The following is a 20842-nucleotide window of genomic DNA, read 5'->3' on the forward strand; positions in this document are numbered from 1 at the left end:
ATCCGCCAATTCGTCAAAGATATTCTGTTAGTACAGCGCTTTACCGCTGCTATCCTTCACATTAGTCTTCCATGCTGCACGGATCTGCTCAACCACGCTGTCCGGCAGGCTGGCGTAATCCAGGTCATTAGCCTGTTTGCCACCATTTTTGTATGCCCAGTCGAAGAATTTCAGCACTTCAGCACCCTGCTCAGGTTTCTTCTGCTCTTTATGAACCAGGATGAAAGTTGTGGACGTAATGGGCCACGCATCATCACCTTTCTGGTTCGTCAGATCCTGTGCGAAGGATTTGCTCCAGTCAGCACCTTTTGCGGCGTTAGCGAAATTCTCTTCGGTCGGACTGACCGGTTTACCATCAGCAGAAATCAGCCTGGTGTACGCCAGGTTGTTCTGCTTAGCGTAAGCGTATTCAACGTAGCCGATGGAGCCCGGCAGACGCTGTACGAACGCGGCGATACCGTCGTTTCCTTTACCGCCCAGGCCGGTCGGCCAGTTAACGGTAGAGCCTGCGCCCACTTTGGTTTTCCACTCTTCGTTTACTTTTGCCAGATAACTGGTGAAGACGAAGGAGGTACCGGAACCATCAGCACGACGCACGACGGCGATGTTCTGAGAAGGCAGTTTCACGCCTGGGTTCAGTTTGGTGATAGCTTCATCATCCCACTTCTTGATTTTACCCAGATAGATGTCACCCAGTGTTTTACCATCCAGCACCAGTTCGCCAGATTTCAGACCCGGGATGTTCACCGCCAGCACCACGCCGCCAATGACGGTCGGGAACTGGAACAGGCCTTCCTGATTAAGTTTTTCGTCAGACAACGGCGCATCAGAGGCACCGAAATCAACGGTATTTGCAGTAATTTGTTTAACACCACCGGAGGAGCCGATACCCTGGTAGTTGACTTTACTACCGGTCTCTTTCTGATAAGTATCAGCCCATTTGGCATACACCGGCGCAGGAAAAGTTGCACCTGCACCTGTCAGACTTGCTGCTAACGCAGAGAAAGCGCTCATAGATAAGGTCGCGGCGACAACAGTTGCGACAGTGGTACGCATAACTTTCATAATGTCTCCTGCAAGATTTTCGTAAATCATTGTTAAGTGGCTACGATGAGCAAAATAGGACAAACAGGTGACAGTTAAATGTACGAAATATGACAGTTTTATGACAATGGAAATTTACGTTAAATACGCGTTATTTTTTCCATTATTATCATTAAGTTAACTGACTATATGACAATAGCTTTTCAGGAAAATTTTCTTTTTGTGACACTGAAAAAAGTAGCTGAAGATGACGATTTGTCACATTAAAACAGCGGGAGAATTGATTAAAAACAGAGCAGGAGTGAAAAAAAAGCCCCGCTTTCGCAGGGCATGAACGTTTTACTCGACGGTAACCGATTTAGCCAGGTTACGCGGCTGATCTACGTCGGTGCCTTTAATCAGCGCCACGTGATAGGCCAGCAGCTGTAAAGGTACGGTGTAGAAAATCGGCGCAATGACCTCTTCCACATGCGGCATCTCAATGATGTGCATATTGTCGCTGCTGGTAAAACCGGCATCCTGATCGGCGAAGACATACAGTTGGCCGCCACGGGCGCGCACTTCTTCGATGTTGGACTTCAGTTTTTCCAGCAGTTCGTTGTTCGGTGCAACAACGATAACCGGCATATCGGCATCAATCAGCGCCAGCGGGCCGTGTTTCAGCTCACCTGCTGCATAAGCTTCTGCGTGAATGTAGGAGATCTCTTTGAGCTTCAGCGCGCCTTCGAGAGCGATCGGATACTGATCGCCACGGCCCAGGAACAGGGCGTGGTGTTTGTCAGAGAAATCTTCAGCCAACGCTTCAATGCGCTTGTCCTGAGAAAGCATTTGCTCGATACGGCTCGGCAGCGCCTGCAGACCATGAACGATGTCATGTTCAATGGACGCATCCAGACCTTTCAGGCGCGCCAGTTTTGCCACCAGCATCAGCAGAACGGTCAACTGCGTGGTAAACGCTTTCGTCGACGCTACGCCGATTTCCGTGCCAGCATTGGTCATCATCGCCAGATCCGATTCACGCACCAGGGAAGAACCCGGAACGTTACAGATGGCGAGGGATCCCAAGTAACCCAGCTCTTTCGACAAACGCAGACCAGCCAGCGTGTCTGCCGTTTCGCCAGACTGAGACAGAGTGATCATCAGGCTGTTACGGCGTACTGCGGATTTGCGGTAGCGGAATTCAGAGGCGATTTCGACATCGCAAGGAATACCGGCCAGAGATTCAAACCAGTAGCGAGAAACCATCCCGGAGTTGTAAGACGTCCCACACGCGATGATCTGGATATGCTCAACCTGAGACAACAGCTCGTTGGCTTTCGGGCCGAGTTCGCTTAAATCCACTTCACCATGGCTGATGCGCCCGGTCAGGGTGTTTTTAATCGCGTTCGGCTGTTCGTAGATCTCTTTCTGCATATAGTGGCGATAGATGCCTTTATCACCTGCGTCATATTGCAGATTTGATTCAATATCCTGACGCTTCACGTCCACGCCATTTTTATCAAAAATCGCGACAGAACGACGGGTCACTTCCGCAATATCGCCTTCTTCCAGGAAGATAAAGCGACGGGTCACCGGCAACAGTGCCAGCTGATCGGACGCGATAAAGTTCTCGCCCATCCCCAGACCGATAACCAGCGGACTACCCGAACGCGCAGCCAGCAGCGTATCCGGATGACGAGTATCCATGATCACCGTACCGTACGCGCCGCGCAGTTGCGGGATGGTGCGCAGCACAGCATCACGCAGCGTACCGCCCTGTTCCAGTTCCCAGTGTACTAAGTGAGCAATCACTTCGGTGTCTGTTTCTGAAACGAAGGTATAGCCGCGTGCTTTCAGTTCTTCACGCAGCGGTTCATGGTTTTCGATGATGCCGTTATGCACCACCACAATGTGCTCAGAAACATGCGGATGCGCGTTTGCTTCCGAAGGTTCGCCATGCGTAGCCCAACGAGTGTGAGCAATACCGGTGCCGCCGTGCAGCGGATGTTCTTCCGCAGCCTGAGACAGCATCTGTACTTTACCCAGACGACGCAGACGGGTCATATGACCTTCTGCGTCCACCACGGCCAGACCAGCAGAGTCGTAACCACGATATTCCAGACGACGTAAACCTTCGAGAAGGATTTCAGCTACATCACGTTGCGCGATAGCGCCAACAATTCCACACATAGTTTTTTATTCCGAATCAAGGCATTATGCCTGTCGTTGTCTTTCGACCTGTATGCCCGTTTTTTCGGGCGCCCCGAGCCTTGTAGAGAGTGGGGTTATTTTTATAGGTACTGCTTTTGGGCGGGAGGTATATGTTTACCTCCTCTCCCGGGTTTGCCTGATGACGGCTACGCCTTATCAGGCCTACTCAATCGTAGGGCGGGTAAGCGTAGCGCCACCCGCCTTATTGTTACTTTTTCTTCACCGGACGTTTCCATCCCGGCTTATGTACTTGTGGCACACGGCTGATGACCAGTTCATTATCAGCAACGTCGCGGGTGACGGTGGTCCCCGCCGCAATGGTGGCGCCATTTCCTACGGAGACCGGCGCCACCAGTTGGGTATCGGATCCGACAAAAACATCGTCGCCAATGATGGTTTTAAACTTGTTCGCACCATCGTAATTGCAGGTGATCGTGCCTGCGCCAATGTTCACGTTGTCACCAATTTCCGCATCGCCCAGATAGGTCAGATGACCGGCTTTAGAGCCTTTACCGAGACGCGCTTTCTTCATCTCAACGAAGTTGCCCACGTGAGCGCCTTCCATCAGTTCCGCACCAGGACGCAAACGAGCGAACGGTCCAATCGTGCAGGCAACGTCCAGATGGGCATCTTCCACCACGCTGTACGGGCTGATTTCACAATCATCGCCAATGACGCTGTTCTTAATGACGCAACCCGCCCCAATCTTCACGCGATGACCAAGCGTGACGCGACCTTCGATGATAACGTTAGTATCAATTTCAACATCCCGCCCGTGAACGAGCGTACCGCGCAGATCAAATCGCGCCGGATCGCGCAGCATCACGCCCGCCAGCAGCAGTTTTTCCGCTTGCTCGGACTGGTAAACACGTTCCAGACGGGAAAGTTGCAGGCGGTTGTTTACGCCTTCGACTTCACTCAGGCGATCGGGATGAACTGCCGCGATTTCACGACCTTCCTGATAAGCCAGCGCAATGATATCGGTGATGTAGTATTCACCCTGCGCATTGTTATTGGTCAGTTTAGACAGCCAGCGCTTCATGTCAGCGCCATTTGCAATCAGTATCCCGGTATTGATTTCCTGAATCTGACGCTGTTCGTCGCTGGCATCTTTATGCTCAACGATACCTGTCACTTTGCCATTTTCACGCGTGATACGACCATAGCCGCTCGGATCGTCCAGCTTAACCGTGAGCAGACCAATCCCCCCCTGGGGTTTGGCATCGCGCAGACGCTGTAGGGTTTCAATCGAGATCAGCGGGACGTCGCCGTAGAGCATTAAAATATCTTCATCATCGCCAAAGAAAGGCGCTGCCTGCTGCATAGCGTGGCCGGTACCCAACTGCTCCGCCTGCAACACCCAGTTCAGGTTGTCTTCTTTCAGGCTTTTTTTAAGCAGATCGCCACCGTGGCCGTAAACCAGATGTACCTGTGATGAACCTAATTCATTAGCAACATCAATGACATGCTGAACCATCGATTTCCCGGCAAGGGTATGAAGCACTTTTGGAAGATCGGAATACATACGAGTGCCTTTGCCTGCGGCAAGGATCACTACGCTCATCGCTTTATTCAACATACGCGTCCTGACTGTAATTTGAGAACGAATTTATACCGTTTCACTTTGAAAATACTACATTTTTTTCATCGTAAAATGGGAAGAGGATAAAACGCACAATCACGAGTTTTCCCCAACGGAGATAGAGACATTTTCGTCCATTTCTACGGCTTTTGTCTTCTGAAAAGTCACCTGATATCGTGAATAACGCGCCAGGCTAATGTTTTTGCTCTTTTTTTGGCCCATAAAGAAAGATGACATAAAAGCACAATAATGACAGGCAAAAAAAAACCAGCCTGAAATCAGACTGGTTTTTATTTTTCAACCCGGTGTTACATCGCTTTTTTGGTCAACTCGATAACGCGCAGTTTCGCGATCGCTTTGGCCAGTTCCGCAGATGCCTGAGCGTAATCCACGTCACCATGAGAGCTCTTAATGTGCTCTTCAGCCTTACGTTTCGCTTCCAGGGCTCTCGCTTCATCGAGATCCTGCCCGCGAATCGCGGTATCAGCCAGTACGGTCACGCTGCCAGGTTGCACTTCGAGAATGCCGCCAGACAGGTAGATAAACTCTTCATGACCGAACTGTTTAACGATGCGGATCATACCAGGCTTAATGGCGGTGAGCAGCGGAGCGTGCCCTGGGAAAATGCCCAGTTCACCTTCACTACCCGTTACCTGGATTTTCTCGACCAGACCAGAGAACATTTGTTGCTCTGCGCTGACGACGTCCAGGTGGTAAGTCATTGCCATATCACCCTCCGATTAAGGCGTTAAAGTTTTTTGGCTTTTTCTACGGCTTCGTCGATAGAACCAACCATGTAGAACGCCTGCTCTGGCAGGTGGTCATACTCGCCTTCCATGATGCCTTTAAAGCCACGGATGGTGTCTTTCAGGGAAACGTATTTCCCCGGAGAACCGGTGAAGACTTCCGCAACGAAGAACGGCTGGGACAGGAAGCGCTGGATCTTACGTGCACGAGCTACCACCAGTTTGTCTTCTTCAGACAGTTCATCCATACCCAGGATGGCGATGATGTCTTTCAGTTCCTGGTAACGTTGCAGCAGGGACTGTACGCCACGCGCGGTGTCGTAGTGTTCCTGACCAACCACCAGTGGATCCAGCTGACGGCTGGTGGAATCCAGCGGGTCAACGGCCGGGTAGATACCCAGAGACGCGATCTGACGGCTCAGTACCACAGTTGCATCTAAGTGAGCAAAGGTGGTGGCTGGTGACGGGTCAGTCAAGTCATCCGCAGGTACGTATACCGCCTGAACGGAGGTAATAGAACCGGTTTTGGTAGAAGTGATACGTTCCTGCAGAACACCCATCTCTTCCGCCAGGGTTGGCTGGTAGCCTACCGCTGATGGCATACGGCCCAGCAGTGCGGATACTTCCGTACCGGCCAGGGTGTAACGATAGATGTTATCGACGAACAGCAGTACGTCACGACCTTCGTCACGGAATTTCTCTGCCATGGTCAGACCGGTCAGCGCAACGCGCAGACGGTTTCCCGGCGGCTCGTTCATCTGGCCATATACCAGGGATACTTTATCCAGAACGTTGGAATCGGTCATTTCGTGGTAGAAGTCGTTACCCTCACGAGTACGTTCACCTACGCCCGCAAACACGGAGTAACCGGAGTGCTCGATCGCGATGTTACGGATGAGTTCCATCATGTTTACGGTTTTACCTACACCCGCACCACCGAACAGACCGACTTTACCGCCCTTCGCAAACGGACACATCAGGTCGATAACTTTGATACCGGTTTCCAGCAGTTCCTGAGAGCTGGACAGCTCTTCATAGGATGGCGCTGCGCGGTGGATAGCCCAACGCTCTTCTTCACCGATATCGCCTTTCATGTCGATCGGGTGACCCAGGACGTTCATGATACGACCCAGAGTTGCTTTACCTACCGGGACTTCGATCGGGTGTTCGAGGTCTTTTACTTCCAGACCACGACGCAGACCGTCGGAAGAACCCATCGCGATGGTACGTACGATACCGCCGCCGAGCTGCTGCTGAACTTCCAGCACCAGACTCTCTTTACCATTCATAACCTCAAGAGCATCGTACACGCGCGGTACGGCATCCTGAGGGAATTCGACGTCAACCACGGCGCCGATTACCTGGACAATTTTTCCAGTAGCCATCTTGAATCCTCTACGAATTAACCTGGTTATACCGCGGATGCACCACCGACAATTTCGGTGAGTTCCTGAGTAATGCTGGCCTGACGAGCTTTGTTGTACACCAACTGCAGCTCTTTAATCAGGCTGCCGCCATTGTCGGTCGCGGCTTTCATCGCCACCATACGTGCGGCCTGCTCGCTGGCCAGGTTTTCTACCACGCCCTGATAAACCTGAGATTCAACGTAACGACGCAGCAGGGTATCCAGCAGCGGTTTCGGATCGGGTTCATACAGGTAATCCCAGGCTTTTTGTTTTAACTCTTCATCTTCTGATGCCGGTAATGGCAGCAGTTGAGTGAGAGTCGGAACCTGAGACATGGTGTTGATAAATTTGTTGCTGACAACGTACAGTCTGTCCAGACGACCTTCATCGTAGGCCTGCAGCATCACTTTAACCGGACCGATCAGTTCGGACAGGGAAGGGTTATCCCCCATACCGGTTACCTGAGCAACCACGTTACCACCAACGGAATTAAAGAAAGACACGCCCTTAGAGCCGATCATTGCGATGTCGCACTGAACGCCTTTATCGGACCATGTTTTCATATCCGCCAGCAGCTTTTTGAACAGGTTAATGTTCAAGCCACCGCACAGACCACGGTCAGTCGACACCACCAGGTAGCCCACGCGTTTAACGTCGCGTTCTTCCAGGTATGGGTGCTTATATTCCAGATTACCATTCGCAAGGTGACCAATCACTTTGCGCATGGTCTCTGCATAAGGACGGCTGGCCGCCATGCGATCCTGCGATTTACGCATTTTGGAAGCGGCGACCATCTCCATCGCTTTAGTGATCTTCTGCGTGTTCTGGACGCTTGCGATCTTACTACGTATCTCTTTTGCGCCGGCCATGAGCTTCTCCTCAATGCCTTGCGGCCTGTCCTAAGACAAGCCGCCAGACGTTACCAGGACTGGGTTGCTTTGAAGGAATCGAGGATAGCTTTCAGCTTGCCTTCGATTTCGTCGTTATAGCCACCGGACTGGTTAATCTCTTGCATCAGCGGAGCGTGATCACGGTCGACGTAAGCCAGCAGAGCGGCTTCGAAGCTACCGATTTTCGCCAGTTCCACATCTTCGAGGTAACCGCGTTCAGCCGCAAACAGCACCACACCCTGTTGTGCAACAGACATTGGGGCATACTGTTTCTGCTTCAGCAGTTCAGTTACTTTCTGACCGTGACTCAGCTGCTTACGAGTAGCCTCATCCAGGTCGGAAGCGAACTGAGAAAACGCTGCCAGTTCACGATACTGTGCCAGCGCGGTACGAATACCACCGGACAGTTTCTTGATGATCTTGGTCTGCGCTGCACCACCTACACGAGATACGGAGATACCCGGGTTAACTGCCGGACGAATACCGGAGTTGAACAGGTTGGTTTCCAGGAAGATCTGACCATCGGTAATAGAAATTACGTTGGTCGGAACGAACGCAGAAACGTCACCCGCCTGGGTTTCGATAATCGGCAGAGCGGTCAGGGAGCCGGTTTTACCTTTCACTTCACCATTGGTGAATTTCTCAACGTATTCCGCGTTAACGCGGGATGCGCGCTCCAGCAGACGGGAGTGGAGGTAGAATACGTCACCCGGGAATGCTTCACGTCCTGGTGGACGACGGAGTAGCAGGGAAACCTGACGGTAAGCAACAGCCTGTTTAGACAGGTCATCATAAACGATCAGTGCATCTTCACCGCGGTCACGGAAGTATTCGCCCATTGCGCAACCAGCATACGGTGCCAGGTACTGCAATGCAGCAGATTCAGACGCGGTCGCCACCACAACGATGGTGTTAGCAAGTGCGCCGTGTTCTTCCAGTTTACGAACCACGTTAGAAATGGTGGACGCTTTCTGGCCAATTGCCACGTACACACATTTGATGCCGGAGTCACGCTGGTTGATGATGGCATCGATTGCCATCGCGGTTTTACCGGTCTGACGGTCACCGATGATCAATTCACGCTGACCACGACCGATTGGGATCATGGCATCAACGGATTTATAACCGGTCTGCACCGGCTGATCGACGGACTGACGTTCGATTACGCCCGGTGCGATAACTTCGATTGGCGAGAAGCCATCGTTATCAACCGGACCTTTACCGTCAATCGGGGAACCCAGAGTGTTCACCACACGACCCAGCAGGCCACGGCCAACCGGAACTTCCAGAATACGACCCGTACACTTAACCTTCATGCCTTCGGCGAGGTCAGCGTATGGGCCCATCACCACTGCACCCACGGAGTCGCGCTCCAGGTTCAGTGCGATAGCGTAACGGTTACCCGGCAGGGAAATCATCTCACCCTGCATACAATCGGCCAGGCCGTGAATGCGGATAACACCGTCACTTACAGAAACAATAGTACCTTCGTTGTGAGCTTCACTCACAACATTGAACTGAGCAATGCGCTGCTTGATCAGTTCGCTGATTTCGGTGGAATTCAGTTGCATGCTCCAGTCCCCTTAAGACTGCAAGACGTCTGCAAGGCGTTCAAGACGGCCGCGTACGCTGCCATCAATGACCATATCACCCGCACGGATGATTACGCCCGCCATTACAGACTTATCGATTTTGCAATTCAGCTTAACTTTGCGTGACAGACGTTTTTCCATCGCAGCGCTAATCTTCGTAAGCTGTTCTTCACTCAATTCGTTCGCGGACGTGACTTCTACCTCAGAGATAGACTCACTCGCGGCACGCAGGTGAATAAACTGCTCAAGAACATCCGGGAGCGCGTTCAGACGGTTATTCTCAGCCATCACCTTAATCAGGTTCTGACCGTTTTCGTCCAGTTGCTCACCGCAAACTGCGATAAACGACTTAGCGAGCGTTTCCGGCGCCAGTGCACCAGAGAGAAGCTCTGCCATTTGTTCGTTCTTAGTCACCTCAGCGGCAAACGCCAGCATGTCCTGCCAGCGCTCTACACATTGGTGTTCGACGGCAAAGTCAAAAGCTGCTTTGGCGTAGGGGCGAGCTACCGTAATAAATTCAGACATCAGCCCCTCCCTCCTTACAGTTCAGCGACAAGTTTATCCACGATGTCGCTGTTAGCAGCTTCATCCACGGAACGTTCGATGATCTTCTCGGCGCCAGCAACAGCCAGGATAGCAACTTGCTTACGCAGCTCTTCACGTGCACGTTTACGCTCGGCATCAATTTCCGCCTGCGCCTGGGCCACGATTTTAGTACGTTCCTGCTCTGCTTCCGTTTTGGCTTCGTCCAGGATCTGAGCGCGACGTTTGTTCGCCTGCTCGATGATTACCTGAGCTTCCGCCTTCGCTTTTTTCAGCTGGTCGGTCGCGCTGGCCTTTGCAAGGTCAAGATCCTTGTGTGCGCGTTCAGCAGAAGCAAGACCGTCAGCAATTTCTTTTTGACGCTTCTCGATGGCAGCCATTAACGGCGGCCATACATACTTCATGCAGAACAGAACAAACAGGACAAACGCGATGGCCTGGCCGAGGATTGTTGCGTTAAGATTCACAGCACAATGCCTCTATCTAGTTAACGTTCTGATATTGCTCTTAATTCAAGCAACGCTTACTACGCGACAGCGAACATCACGTACAGACCCAGACCTACAGCGATCATCGGGATAGCATCCACCAGACCCATAACGATAAAGAACTGAGTACGCAGCAGAGGAATCAGATCAGGTTGACGCGCTGCGCCTTCCAGGAATTTACCCCCGAGGATGCCGATACCGATCGCAGCACCGATTGCCGCCAGACCCATCATCACAGCGGCAGCCATGTACAGCAGATCCATATTCAGGTTTTCCATGACAGTCTCCAGTTTGTTTCAGTTAAAACGTAGTAGTGTTGGTAAATTAATGCTCTTCAGACGCCATCGACAGATAGACGATCGTCAGAACCATGAAGATGAAGGCTTGCAGCGTAATAATCAGGATGTGGAAAATGGCCCACGGCACATTCAGGATCCACTGTGACCACCACGGCAACAGACCAGCAATCAGAATGAAAATCAGCTCACCGGCATACATGTTGCCGAACAGTCGCAGACCGAGAGAAACCGGTTTTGACAGCAGACTTACCCCTTCAAGGATTAAGTTGACAGGGATGAACGCCCAGTGATTGAACGGCTGCAGCGTCAACTCTTTCGTGAAGCCACCGATGCCTTTCATTTTGATGCTGTAGAACAGAATGAGGATAAATACGCCGAGCGCCATGGACAGGGTAATGTTCACGTCAGCAGACGGAACCACACGCAGTGCAGGCAGACCGAAGATATGCTCGCCGATGTATGGCAGCAAGTCGATTGGCAGTAAATCCATCAGGTTCATCAGGAATACCCAGACGAAGATCGTCAGGGCCAGCGGTGCAATCAGCTTGCTTTTGCCATGGTACATGTCTTTCACGCTACCATGCACAAAGCCGATTATCAGCTCAATCGCGGTCTGAAACTTGCCTGGTACGCCGCTGGTCGCCTTTTTGGCTACGCTGCGGAACATAAGCAGGAACAACAGACCCAGCACCACCGAGAAAAACATGGAGTCAATATTGAGCGTCCAGAAGGTGGCTGGGGGGTTATGCGGATCCACCAGCGAGAATGTACGCAGGTCCAGCTGAAGGTTGTTCAGATGGTGTCCTATGTAATCCTGCGGCGTCATATTTTCTGAAGCCATGATGCCTTTTACCCTTTGTTGTTAATTACAGCCGGCGCCAGTATCTGAACCACCAGCACCAAAACCCACGTAACGATCAGCGGCAAAAATACCGCCTTGAAAACCGCCAGCGCCACCACCAGCAATATCAGCATAGCTAACACCTTGAAGGCTTCGCCGAAGGCGAACGTCCAGGCCACTCGGCCTTTAGCAGGTGTATGCGCCTGGTGACGCCAGGCAAATATCATAAACAACACGTTAGGCAGAAAGACTGCCATACCTCCGCATATTGCGGAAGTGCCCCAGAAGAGGTCTTTGAGGCTGAACAGCAATCCACTTGCTACTACCGCCAGAAACTGAATGAACAGAAGCTTACGAGCAACGTTTCGACTCAAGAGCGACACAGACATCACGTTTTTACTCCTGCTCCCTTCGAGGTATGCCGCGTGTCGTATAAAACGTTCTTTAAGGCCTGGAGTCAAGCATCAAAAAGCGGTCAAATTATACGGTGCGCCCTCGTGATTTCAAACAATAAGTAGCTAAAAGGTGAATAAATGTTTAAATATTTTTCCCTGGCCCACATTTATGACTTTTAGCCAAACTGTGAACGATCATGCAAAACTGCAAATGGCGCGTAAACACTGGTGTTAAAGCGTGCTTCAGATCACATATTAAGCATATTCGCCCCGACGGTATTTATTTACTTGGCAAATGATGCCTTTTCAACTTTCTGATATTTAAGCCTAAAATCACTCACTCTTTTAAAAACGACTGATTACATCTCAAAAACCAACCATTGACATTTTTAATAAAAATTCAACACCAGAGAGTGATTCTATGTCTGGATTTTTAGCAGCCTGATATTTTCAGTGTTGACTAATTTTATCTTTAGCCAAAAACGCCACGTTGCTCTGTTGATAATAGACAGTGAACGTGGCGTTAAGTGTAACGACTTATATCAGCAAAAATGTCTCAGTATTTTAACAAGAAAAAGTCCGGATTTTTTCTATTTTTTTTGATAAATATTAAATTTTGTTGGGTCGAATCACCACCAGATGGCGTTCACCTTCCAGATGCGGGACCTGCAGTCTGACAACAGATTCAACGCAAAACGCTGCGGGTAAAGACGCAATCTCGTCTTCCGGCAACTGGCCTTTCAGGGCATAAAAACGGCCTTCTTCGCCCGGCAGGTGATGACACCAGCTCACCATGTCATTGAGAGAGGCGAACGCCCGACTGATCACGCCGTCAAACGGCGGTTCAGCGGGAAATTTTTCCACACGACTTTGCACCGGCGTGATGTTATCCAGTTTCAGCTCATGCTGAACCTGACGCAGGAAACGCACGCGTTTACCGAGGCTATCGAGCAGGGTGAAATGCGCTTGCGGACGCACAATGGACAACGGTATTCCTGGTAATCCAGGCCCGGTACCGACATCAATAAAACGCTCCCCCTGCAAATGCGGCGCAACGATAATGCTGTCGAGAATGTGACGAACCAGCATCTCGTTGGGATCCCGCACAGAGGTCAGGTTGTACGCTTTGTTCCATTTGTGCAGCATCTCAACATACGCAATCAACTGATTTTTCTGGTGATCGGTAAGCGAAATGCCAGCGTCTGCCAGCAGGCGAGAGAGTTTGTTGAGCACGGTAATAACCTGTTCTAAATAATTTGCCCGGAAGCAACGCGCCACCGGGCAATGTCCAACACATTAAGCGCTGCGGCGCAGCATACCCTGTTTTTTCAGCCACACCAGCAGAATGGAGATCGCTGCAGGCGTTACGCCGGAGATACGCGATGCCTGACCGATCGAAACCGGTTTGTGATCGTTCAGCTTGGCAATCACTTCGTTTGACAGGCCGGACACCTGGCGGTAATCCAGTGTCGCAGGCAGCAGCGTGTTTTCATTGCGCTGCTGTTTTTCGATCTCATCCTGCTGACGCGCGATATAACCTTCGTATTTCACCTGGATTTCAACCTGCTCAGCGGCCTGCACGTCTTCCAGTGCGGGAGCAAACGGGGTCAGGGTCGTGAGCTGTGCATAAGTCATTTCCGGGCGACGCAGCAGATCTTCACCACTGGCTTCGCGAGACAGCGGTGCAGTAAGGTGAGCGTTCACTTCGTTGGCCGATTCCGCAGCAGGCGTCACCCAGGTGGATTTCAGGCGCTGACGTTCACGTTCGATATTCTCCAGCTTTTCGTTGAAGCGAGCCCAACGCACATCATCTACCAGACCCAGTTCACGGCCCATTTCGGTCAGACGCAGATCGGCGTTGTCTTCACGCAGCATCAGACGGTATTCGGCGCGCGAGGTGAACATACGGTACGGTTCTTTGGTCCCCAGCGTGCACAGGTCGTCGACCAGTACGCCGAGATACGCCTGAGAACGTGCCGGAGCCCAGCCCTCTTTGTCTGCGGACAGACGCGCGGCGTTGAGCCCTGCAAGCAGACCCTGCGCGGCGGCTTCTTCATAGCCTGTGGTGCCGTTAATTTGTCCGGCAAAGAACAGGCCCTGAATGAATTTGCTCTCGAGCGTTGGCTTCAGGTCACGCGGATCGAAGAAGTCATACTCAATGGCATAACCCGGACGAACGATTTTCGCGTTCTCCATCCCTTCCATGGAGCGGACAATCTGCATCTGCACGTCAAAAGGCAGGCTGGTGGAGATCCCGTTCGGGTAAATTTCGTTTGAGGTTAATCCTTCCGGCTCCAGGAAGATTTGGTGCTGGTTCCTGTCGGCAAAGCGCATGACTTTGTCTTCGATCGATGGGCAATAACGCGGACCGATCCCTTCGATCACGCCAGCATACATCGGGCTACGATCGAGGTTATTGCGGATCACATCATGGGTTTTCTCATTGGTGTGCGTGATATAGCACGGCACCTGCTGTGGATGCTGGGCGGTATTGCCCATGAACGAGAAGACCGGCATTGGGTTATCGCCATGTTGCTGCGCCAGCACGCTGAAATTAATCGTGCGTGCATCGATGCGTGGCGGCGTACCGGTTTTCAGACGGCTTACACGCAGCGGCAGTTCGCGCAGGCGGCGAGAGAGCGGAATCGACGGCGGATCGCCAGCACGGCCACCGCTGTAGTTATCCAGACCAATATGAATTTTTCCGTCAAGGAATGTCCCGACGGTCAGCACCACGGCTTTGGCGCGAAATTTCAGTCCCATTTGGGTCACGGCGCCAACGACACGATCGTTTTCAACAATCAGATCTTCAACTGCCTGCTGGAAGATCATCAGGTTCGGTTGGTTCTCCAGTGCGGTACGCACCGCCTGACGATACAGCACACGATCCGCCTGAGCACGGGTGGCGCGAACCGCAGGCCCTTTGCTCGCGTTTAGTATCCTAAACTGGATTCCCGCTTGGTCGATCGCTTTCGCCATCAGCCCGCCGAGTGCATCCACTTCTTTTACCAGGTGTCCCTTCCCAATACCGCCAATCGCCGGGTTGCAGCTCATCTGCCCCAACGTGTCGATATTGTGTGTCAAAAGCAGGGTTTGTTGACCCATACGCGCTGCGGCCATCGCGGCCTCAGTGCCTGCATGACCCCCGCCAATGATGATGACGTCAAAAGGATCCGGATAAAACATGGTAATTGCCTCGCATAACGCGGTGTGAAAATGGATTGAAGCCCGGGCGGTGGATTCTACTCAACTTTGTCGGCTTGAGAAAGACCCCGGGATCCTGGGTATTAAAAAGAAGATCTTTTTATTTAGAGATCTGTTCTATTGTGATCTCTTATTAGGATCGCCACTGGCTGTGGATAAGCCGGATCCGAGCATTAAGATCAATACGTTGGTAAGGATCATTAGCTGTGAATGATCGGTGATCCTGGTCCGTATAAGCTGGGATCAGAATGAAGGGTTATACACAACTCAAAAACTGAACAACGGTTATTCTTTGGATAACTACCGGTTAATCCAAGGTTCTTACCAGAGTTATACACAATAAATCGCACGATCTTTACACTTATTTGAGTAAATTAATCCAGGATCCCAGCCAGGCTTCTGCTGGATCTTCCGGAATATCGTGTTCAAGGATGTTGATCTTCAGCGTTTCGCCAATCTGTTTGGCACCAGAATGCTTCAGTTCAGCTTCGATCTTCTCTATTGCACCACAGAATGTGTCATATTCGCGACTGCCAATACCGATCGCGCCGAAACGAACCTGCGACAGATCCGGTTTTTGCGACTGAAGATCTTCATATAAAGGAACAAGGTTATCGGGAATGTCCCCCGCGCCGTGCGTGGAGCTGATGACCAGCCAGATCCCCGTCGCAGACAGGGAGTCTAACAGCGGACCGTGCAGTGTTTCGGTTGAAAAACCGGCATCTTCCAGCTTTTCAGCCAGGTGTTCTGCAACATATTCAGCGCCGCCAAGGGTGCTGCCGCTAATAAGAGTTATGTCAGCCATACGAGCCCATCCTTTTAAAGAGGGGCTATTGTACGCTGTGAGTGAGCTGGGATCTACCTGTGGAAAAATGTGGGATTAAAAAAGGCGATCACGGCTTAATGGTACGCATGATCGGGTTTTGCAGGACGATCAGCGTCTCGGTGGACTGAATTTCATCAATTGTTTGGATCTTGTTGATAAGTACGTGCTGGAGTGCATCGATCGACCTGCACATGACCTTAATAAAGATGCTGTAGTGGCCGGTGGTGTAGTATGCCTCAGTGACTTCATCCAGACTCTCAAGCCTGGCCAACGCTGAAGGATAGTCTTTGGCGCTTTTGAGAATAATGCCGATAAAACAACCGACGTCGTAACCGAGTTGTTTCGGGCTGACATCAATACGAGCGCCGGTAATGATCCCCGCCTGCTTCATTTTTTCTACACGGACGTGAATAGTCCCTGGACTGACGCCAAACTGTTTCGCCAGTTCGGCATAGGCGGTACGAGCATTTTCCATTAAGGCATCCAGAATGCCGCGGTCCAGATTGTCGATCTGATAATTTTCCATAGCTTTTTCTTATGTCTATTAATGATTCACTCTATTTTAGCGCCTTATTTTAACGAATCAAAATCGAATAAGGCTTTTTGTTTGTTGATTATTGAATATTGCCCCCATTCTGTTGCTTAATCATAGGCAACAGGACGCAGGAGTAAAAAAATGAAAACCGCTTACATTGCCAAACAACGCCAAATTAGCTTCGTGAAATCTCACTTCTCTCGTCAACTGGAGGAGCGTCTGGGTCTGATTGAAGTCCAGGCACCGATCCTCAGCCGTGTAGGGGATGGCACGCAAGATAACTTGTCTGGCTGTGAAAAAGCGGTGCAGGTAAAAGTGAAAGCGCTGCCAGATGCCCAGTTCGAAGTGGTGCATTCACTGGCAAAATGGAAACGTCAAACACTGGGACAACACGACTTCAGCGCAGGCGAAGGGCTGTACACGCACATGAAAGCCCTGCGCCCGGATGAAGATCGCCTCTCTCCGCTCCACTCGGTCTATGTCGATCAGTGGGACTGGGAACGTGTGATGGGCGACGGTGAGCGTCAGTTCTCCACTCTGAAAAGCACGGTAGAGGCTATCTGGGCGGGAATTAAAGCGACCGAAGCGGCAGTAAGCAAAGAATTTGGTCTGGCACCGTTCCTGCCAGAGCAGATCCACTTTGTTCACAGCCAGGAATTACTGAGCCGTTATCCGGGTCTTGATGCAAAAGGTCGTGAACGTGCGATCGCTAAAGAGTTAGGTGCGGTCTTCCTGGTGGGGATCGGCGGCAAGCTCAGCGACGGTCACCGCCATGACGTCCGTGCGCCGGATTATGATGACTGGAGCTCCGCATCCGATCTGGGATATGCCGGTCTGAACGGCGATATCCTTGTCTGGAACCCGGTGCTGGAAGATGCGTTTGAACTTTCTTCCATGGGGATTCGTGTCGATGCCGACGCGTTGAAACATCAGCTTCGGCTTACCGGTGATGAAGATCGCCTGAGTCTGGAATGGCACCAGGCGCTGCTGCGCGGTGAAATGCCACAGACTATCGGCGGTGGTATTGGTCAGTCGCGTTTAACCATGCTGCTGCTGCAACTGCCGCACATTGGTCAGGTCCAGTGCGGCGTATGGCCTGCGCAGGTTCGTGAAAGCGTCGCCTCTCTGCTGTAATCTTATTTATCGCCGCCAGCGTCTGAGCAGGCGGCTTCGCATCCCGGTATCAAAGCGCCAGATATGATCGAAAATGCGCATGATGCCGGGTTTGCCATGTGCTGACATCGCCACCGCGTGAAAGCGATGCTGATGAACACGCTGTAACTCTCCTACTTTACTCACCACCTCGTCAGGCAAGCGCTGGGCGATAAAGTCTGAAATCACCACCGCATCGGCATCAAACCACTCCCGTCCCTGCATGCGTTCAATAATGGCGCGAAAGCAGCTGGCGATATCCGTACCGCCGCGAAATCGTTGGCTCAGAAAGCGGATGGCTTGCTCAATACCTTGCGGACCGGAAAGCTCGTAGCGCACCACTTCCGTGGAAAACAGCATAATGAAGCAGCGCCGGTTATCGGCAAGGGCGATACGCATTAGGGCCAGGCAAAAGGCCTTTGCGCACTGTTCATTAAAGCCGCCCATCGAACCGGAGGTATCTACACACACAATGAACGGTCCGCGCGGTTGTTCGTCGAAATCCTGATGAATCACCGGCCGCTCGGTTATCTTCTCGCGCCAGGCTTCACCGTGCAGACGATAAGTGAGCAGCTGTTTTTCCACCAGCCGCCGGTAGAACTCATACTCCAGTTCCGTGATACCGAGCGTGGCCAGTTCCGGCGGTAACAGACGCAGAATATCGTCGCTCTGCTGAATACCATCAACCTGTTCGGGTACCGTTGCGGGCTCACGCACCAGCGTGCGGAAGGTCTCCATCGGCGCATCTTTTCGCGGAACGGATTTGGCTTCTCTGGAACGTCCCAGTTGTTCAGCCAGTCGCATCAGCTCCGGCTGTTCGCTCAGAAAATCACCATATTTCACGATCAACTGATAATCACCGCGTCTGAGCTGGCCTGCGCTCATATCCCACAGCCGACCTGCGGCGGTTTCGTTTTCCGCCAGTACCGGATCCAGTTGACCGCTCAGGGTCATTCGCTCCTGAACTTCACTGAGCAACTGCTCACGTTCCTCTTCAAGCAACTGTTGATTTAGCGTGGTGGCTTGCACCACCAGACTTAAGCGCCAGCGCTGCAAAAAGAGCGTGTGCAGGGCGGGAGTGAATATCGCGTTGCTGTCCACCAGTTGCTGCGCCTGTCCGGCATACGGTGAGTGCAGTCGGTGCAATAGTGTCAGTATTTGCGGTAGCTGGACGATGAACTGCGGGGTGGAGAGGAGCTGGCTTTGCTGATAGCACATCACCTCTTCTGTTAGCTCCGGCGGTACGCGCGCATCCTTCAGCCGACTGCGTAGCGCTTCACGCCAGCGCGGTAGATCGTCTGTAATTGCTGCTTTCAGACGGGGAAATTTTTCAAAAAAAATCGCCAGCTGCGGCGAGGCCAACAGCGCGAGGATCATCTCTTCGATCATCCCCTCTTCACTGACGGCTAACATGACATTGAGTGTATCCAGTGTCAGCATTGTTGCGCCTGACGGATCTGCTCACCCACGTCCTGAAGGCTGGCCTCAATACGACCTAACCAGTCGCTATGAATAAACAAGCACTTTTGCTGTTCGCTAAAGCGGGTATGCTGCTGACGCCAGTCGTTTTCCAACGCTTCCAGTTGTTGTTTTATCTCGCCTGGCATGGCCTCTTCTGATGAACCCGGAAGCGCCAGCCGCGTGCCCTGTAAGCTGACATCACGCACCACCAGATGCTGGGCGCTATCGACTTCCATATTCAGCGTCTGGGCAAAGCCTATCCCATTGAGTTTTCCGCGGATCTCGCCTCCTTTCGCCAGCCATTGCTCCAGCGCACTGCGATCAAAAGTGATGTGGAGCACTTCCATGTCGTGTAATTTCAATGGTTTTTGCAGAAGCAGCGTCAGGTTTGCTGCAGTAACCTCGGCAGGCAAATCGTAATGTGGACGGCGGCTGAACATGCCTCCCTGACGCAGCACGGTAAAAGCGGTTTTATCGCTTTGCTGCTGCTGCAACTGAATGCGTCGTTGCACGATACCGCCGAGACGCGTCAGCATGGTCTGCTGTTGCCAGGCGTGCCCGGTCATCAATATTTCGAGCTGTTGCTGCATCAGATTCAGGCTCTGGGCGTCATACCACAGGCAATCCTTCAGCAGGATGAGATCAATAGGGGCGACGGCGTCGCGCCCGCTGAAGAAGGCGCTGGCCTGTAACAGACGAATGGCTTTTTTCCAGCGACGATCTGAAACGTAGGGCGCATTCGGCAGATTATCCAGTTGCTGGCGCAGTGTAAAAATCAGCTCAAAAACATGATCAGGCAGCGTAATGGCGCCAATGTCTTTCTGCCACCGGTAATACTCTTCATCGCTCACCTGTAGCGAGGCGGGGACCGGGTTTTCGCTTTCATCCTGTTGGCCGATCAGCAGGGAGCGAAAGTTGGCTTTATCCTGTACTTTGTCCAGCCACAGGCGGATCAGCATACGGTCGTACAGTGCTTCCAGGCTGCTGTCTGCTTCCGGCAGTTCGTTGGAGGCGGCCACCAGCAGGCGCATGGGGATTTTTTCTTCGTGTGCGCCGTTACGGAAATGACGTTCGTTAATCGCAGTCAGCAGGGTATTGAGGATGGCCGGACCGGCTTTCCAGATCTCATCGAGAAAGACGATTTCCGCTTCGGGAAGGTAACCCGCGGTTAAGCGTTCGTAACGACCTTCATCTTTAAGCGCCTGAATAGAAAGCGGGCCAAAAACCTCTTCCGGCGTGGAGAAACGCGTCATCAGATATTCAAACGCGTGCGCATTCTGAAAGGCAAATTTCAGCCGGCGGGCAATCAAGCTTTTGGCTATCCCCGGAGGGCCTAGCAAGAAAACACTTTCACCGCTCAGGGCGGCCAGCAAGCAAAGCCGAATGGCGTGACTGCGCTCATAGAGACCTTTTTCCAGCGCATTGCTCAGGCGGGAAATTCTTTCCGCTAATAAATGTGGGTGAGCCATAATAGAGTGGCGTCCTTTCATTAAATGTACTGCGTTAACAGCGAGTATAGCCGTTTCAGCTCAGAGGCTGAACTTGTCCAGGAGGCAGTTTATTTTTCTTTGAGCCAGGTTAATCTGGGCTCATTTAGGGGTACGATTTTGCTTTGAATCGTGCATACTGTGCGCTTTTTGTGGGCCAA

The 20842-nt window shown here is 51.9% G+C and carries 19 protein-coding genes; 1 reads left to right on the forward strand and 18 read right to left on the reverse strand.

Going from position 1 to position 20842, the window contains the following annotated elements; translation table 11 throughout:
* Positions 1-27: 27 nt before the first annotated feature.
* From pstS to asnC, 16 genes are all read right to left on the reverse strand, one after another.
* Positions 28-1065: a phosphate ABC transporter substrate-binding protein PstS gene (gene pstS, locus I6L53_RS22785; RefSeq protein WP_042323552.1), complete on the reverse strand. Its 1038-nt coding sequence runs from the start codon at positions 1063-1065 to the stop codon at positions 28-30.
* A 318-nt stretch (positions 1066-1383) separates the two neighbouring features.
* Positions 1384-3213: a glutamine--fructose-6-phosphate transaminase (isomerizing) gene (glmS, locus tag I6L53_RS22790; RefSeq protein ID WP_042323554.1), complete on the reverse strand. Its 1830-nt coding sequence runs from the start codon at positions 3211-3213 to the stop codon at positions 1384-1386.
* Between the two features lie 229 nt (positions 3214-3442).
* Complete coding sequence (glmU, locus tag I6L53_RS22795) at positions 3443-4813, reverse strand: bifunctional UDP-N-acetylglucosamine diphosphorylase/glucosamine-1-phosphate N-acetyltransferase GlmU (protein WP_042323556.1); 1371 nt, start codon at positions 4811-4813, stop codon at positions 3443-3445.
* 311 nt (positions 4814-5124) lie between these two features.
* Positions 5125-5544 carry a F0F1 ATP synthase subunit epsilon gene (locus I6L53_RS22800; protein WP_003023809.1) on the reverse strand — a complete coding sequence of 140 codons (420 nt, stop codon included), beginning with the start codon at positions 5542-5544 and terminating at the stop codon, positions 5125-5127.
* Between the two features lie 20 nt (positions 5545-5564).
* Complete coding sequence (atpD, locus tag I6L53_RS22805; RefSeq protein ID WP_003023806.1) at positions 5565-6947, reverse strand: F0F1 ATP synthase subunit beta; 1383 nt, start codon at positions 6945-6947, stop codon at positions 5565-5567.
* Between the two features lie 26 nt (positions 6948-6973).
* Complete coding sequence (gene atpG, locus I6L53_RS22810) at positions 6974-7837, reverse strand: F0F1 ATP synthase subunit gamma (protein WP_005121458.1); 864 nt, start codon at positions 7835-7837, stop codon at positions 6974-6976.
* Positions 7838-7887: 50 nt separating this feature from the next.
* Positions 7888-9429 carry a F0F1 ATP synthase subunit alpha gene (atpA, locus tag I6L53_RS22815; protein WP_042323559.1) on the reverse strand — a complete coding sequence of 514 codons (1542 nt, stop codon included), beginning with the start codon at positions 9427-9429 and terminating at the stop codon, positions 7888-7890.
* A gap of 12 nt (positions 9430-9441) precedes the next feature.
* Positions 9442-9975 (reverse strand): F0F1 ATP synthase subunit delta, encoded by a 534-nt coding sequence (gene atpH / locus I6L53_RS22820; protein WP_042323561.1) that lies wholly within the window; start codon positions 9973-9975, stop codon positions 9442-9444.
* A 14-nt stretch (positions 9976-9989) separates the two neighbouring features.
* On the reverse strand, positions 9990-10460 hold the full coding sequence (atpF, locus tag I6L53_RS22825) for a F0F1 ATP synthase subunit B (RefSeq protein ID WP_003827022.1): 471 nt from the start codon (positions 10458-10460) through the stop codon (positions 9990-9992).
* A 59-nt stretch (positions 10461-10519) separates the two neighbouring features.
* Positions 10520-10759: a F0F1 ATP synthase subunit C gene (gene atpE, locus I6L53_RS22830; protein WP_000429386.1), complete on the reverse strand. Its 240-nt coding sequence runs from the start codon at positions 10757-10759 to the stop codon at positions 10520-10522.
* A gap of 46 nt (positions 10760-10805) precedes the next feature.
* Positions 10806-11621 (reverse strand): F0F1 ATP synthase subunit A, encoded by an 816-nt coding sequence (gene atpB / locus I6L53_RS22835; RefSeq protein ID WP_042323563.1) that lies wholly within the window; start codon positions 11619-11621, stop codon positions 10806-10808.
* Between the two features lie 8 nt (positions 11622-11629).
* Positions 11630-12010, reverse strand: a complete 381-nt coding sequence (gene atpI / locus I6L53_RS22840; RefSeq protein WP_042323565.1) for a F0F1 ATP synthase subunit I — start codon at positions 12008-12010, stop codon at positions 11630-11632.
* Positions 12011-12625: 615 nt separating this feature from the next.
* A complete protein-coding gene (gene rsmG / locus I6L53_RS22845) occupies positions 12626-13249 on the reverse strand; it encodes a 16S rRNA (guanine(527)-N(7))-methyltransferase RsmG (protein WP_042323567.1) in 624 nt (207 codons plus the stop codon).
* Between the two features lie 63 nt (positions 13250-13312).
* Entirely contained in the window at positions 13313-15202 is a 1890-nt protein-coding gene (gene mnmG / locus I6L53_RS22850; protein ID WP_042323570.1) for a tRNA uridine-5-carboxymethylaminomethyl(34) synthesis enzyme MnmG, read from the reverse strand.
* A gap of 379 nt (positions 15203-15581) precedes the next feature.
* A complete protein-coding gene (mioC, locus tag I6L53_RS22855) occupies positions 15582-16025 on the reverse strand; it encodes an FMN-binding protein MioC (protein WP_042323572.1) in 444 nt (147 codons plus the stop codon).
* Between the two features lie 88 nt (positions 16026-16113).
* On the reverse strand, positions 16114-16572 hold the full coding sequence (asnC, locus tag I6L53_RS22860) for a transcriptional regulator AsnC (RefSeq protein ID WP_042323573.1): 459 nt from the start codon (positions 16570-16572) through the stop codon (positions 16114-16116).
* Between the two features lie 150 nt (positions 16573-16722).
* Here asnC and asnA point away from each other — a divergent pair, with 150 nt between their 5' ends.
* Entirely contained in the window at positions 16723-17715 is a 993-nt protein-coding gene (asnA, locus tag I6L53_RS22865) for an aspartate--ammonia ligase (protein ID WP_042323576.1), read from the forward strand.
* Between the two features lie 6 nt (positions 17716-17721).
* Here asnA and viaA read toward each other — a convergent pair whose 3' ends face one another.
* A complete protein-coding gene (gene viaA / locus I6L53_RS22870; protein WP_042323578.1) occupies positions 17722-19173 on the reverse strand; it encodes an ATPase RavA stimulator ViaA in 1452 nt (483 codons plus the stop codon).
* On the reverse strand, positions 19167-20663 hold the full coding sequence (gene ravA / locus I6L53_RS22875; RefSeq protein WP_042323580.1) for an ATPase RavA: 1497 nt from the start codon (positions 20661-20663) through the stop codon (positions 19167-19169). Before ravA ends, viaA begins: the two co-directional genes overlap by 7 nt.
* Positions 20664-20842: the final 179 nt, after the last annotated feature.

The sequence above is a fragment of the Citrobacter farmeri genome (genome assembly GCF_019048065.1).
Taxonomy (GTDB): domain Bacteria; phylum Pseudomonadota; class Gammaproteobacteria; order Enterobacterales; family Enterobacteriaceae; genus Citrobacter_A; species Citrobacter_A farmeri.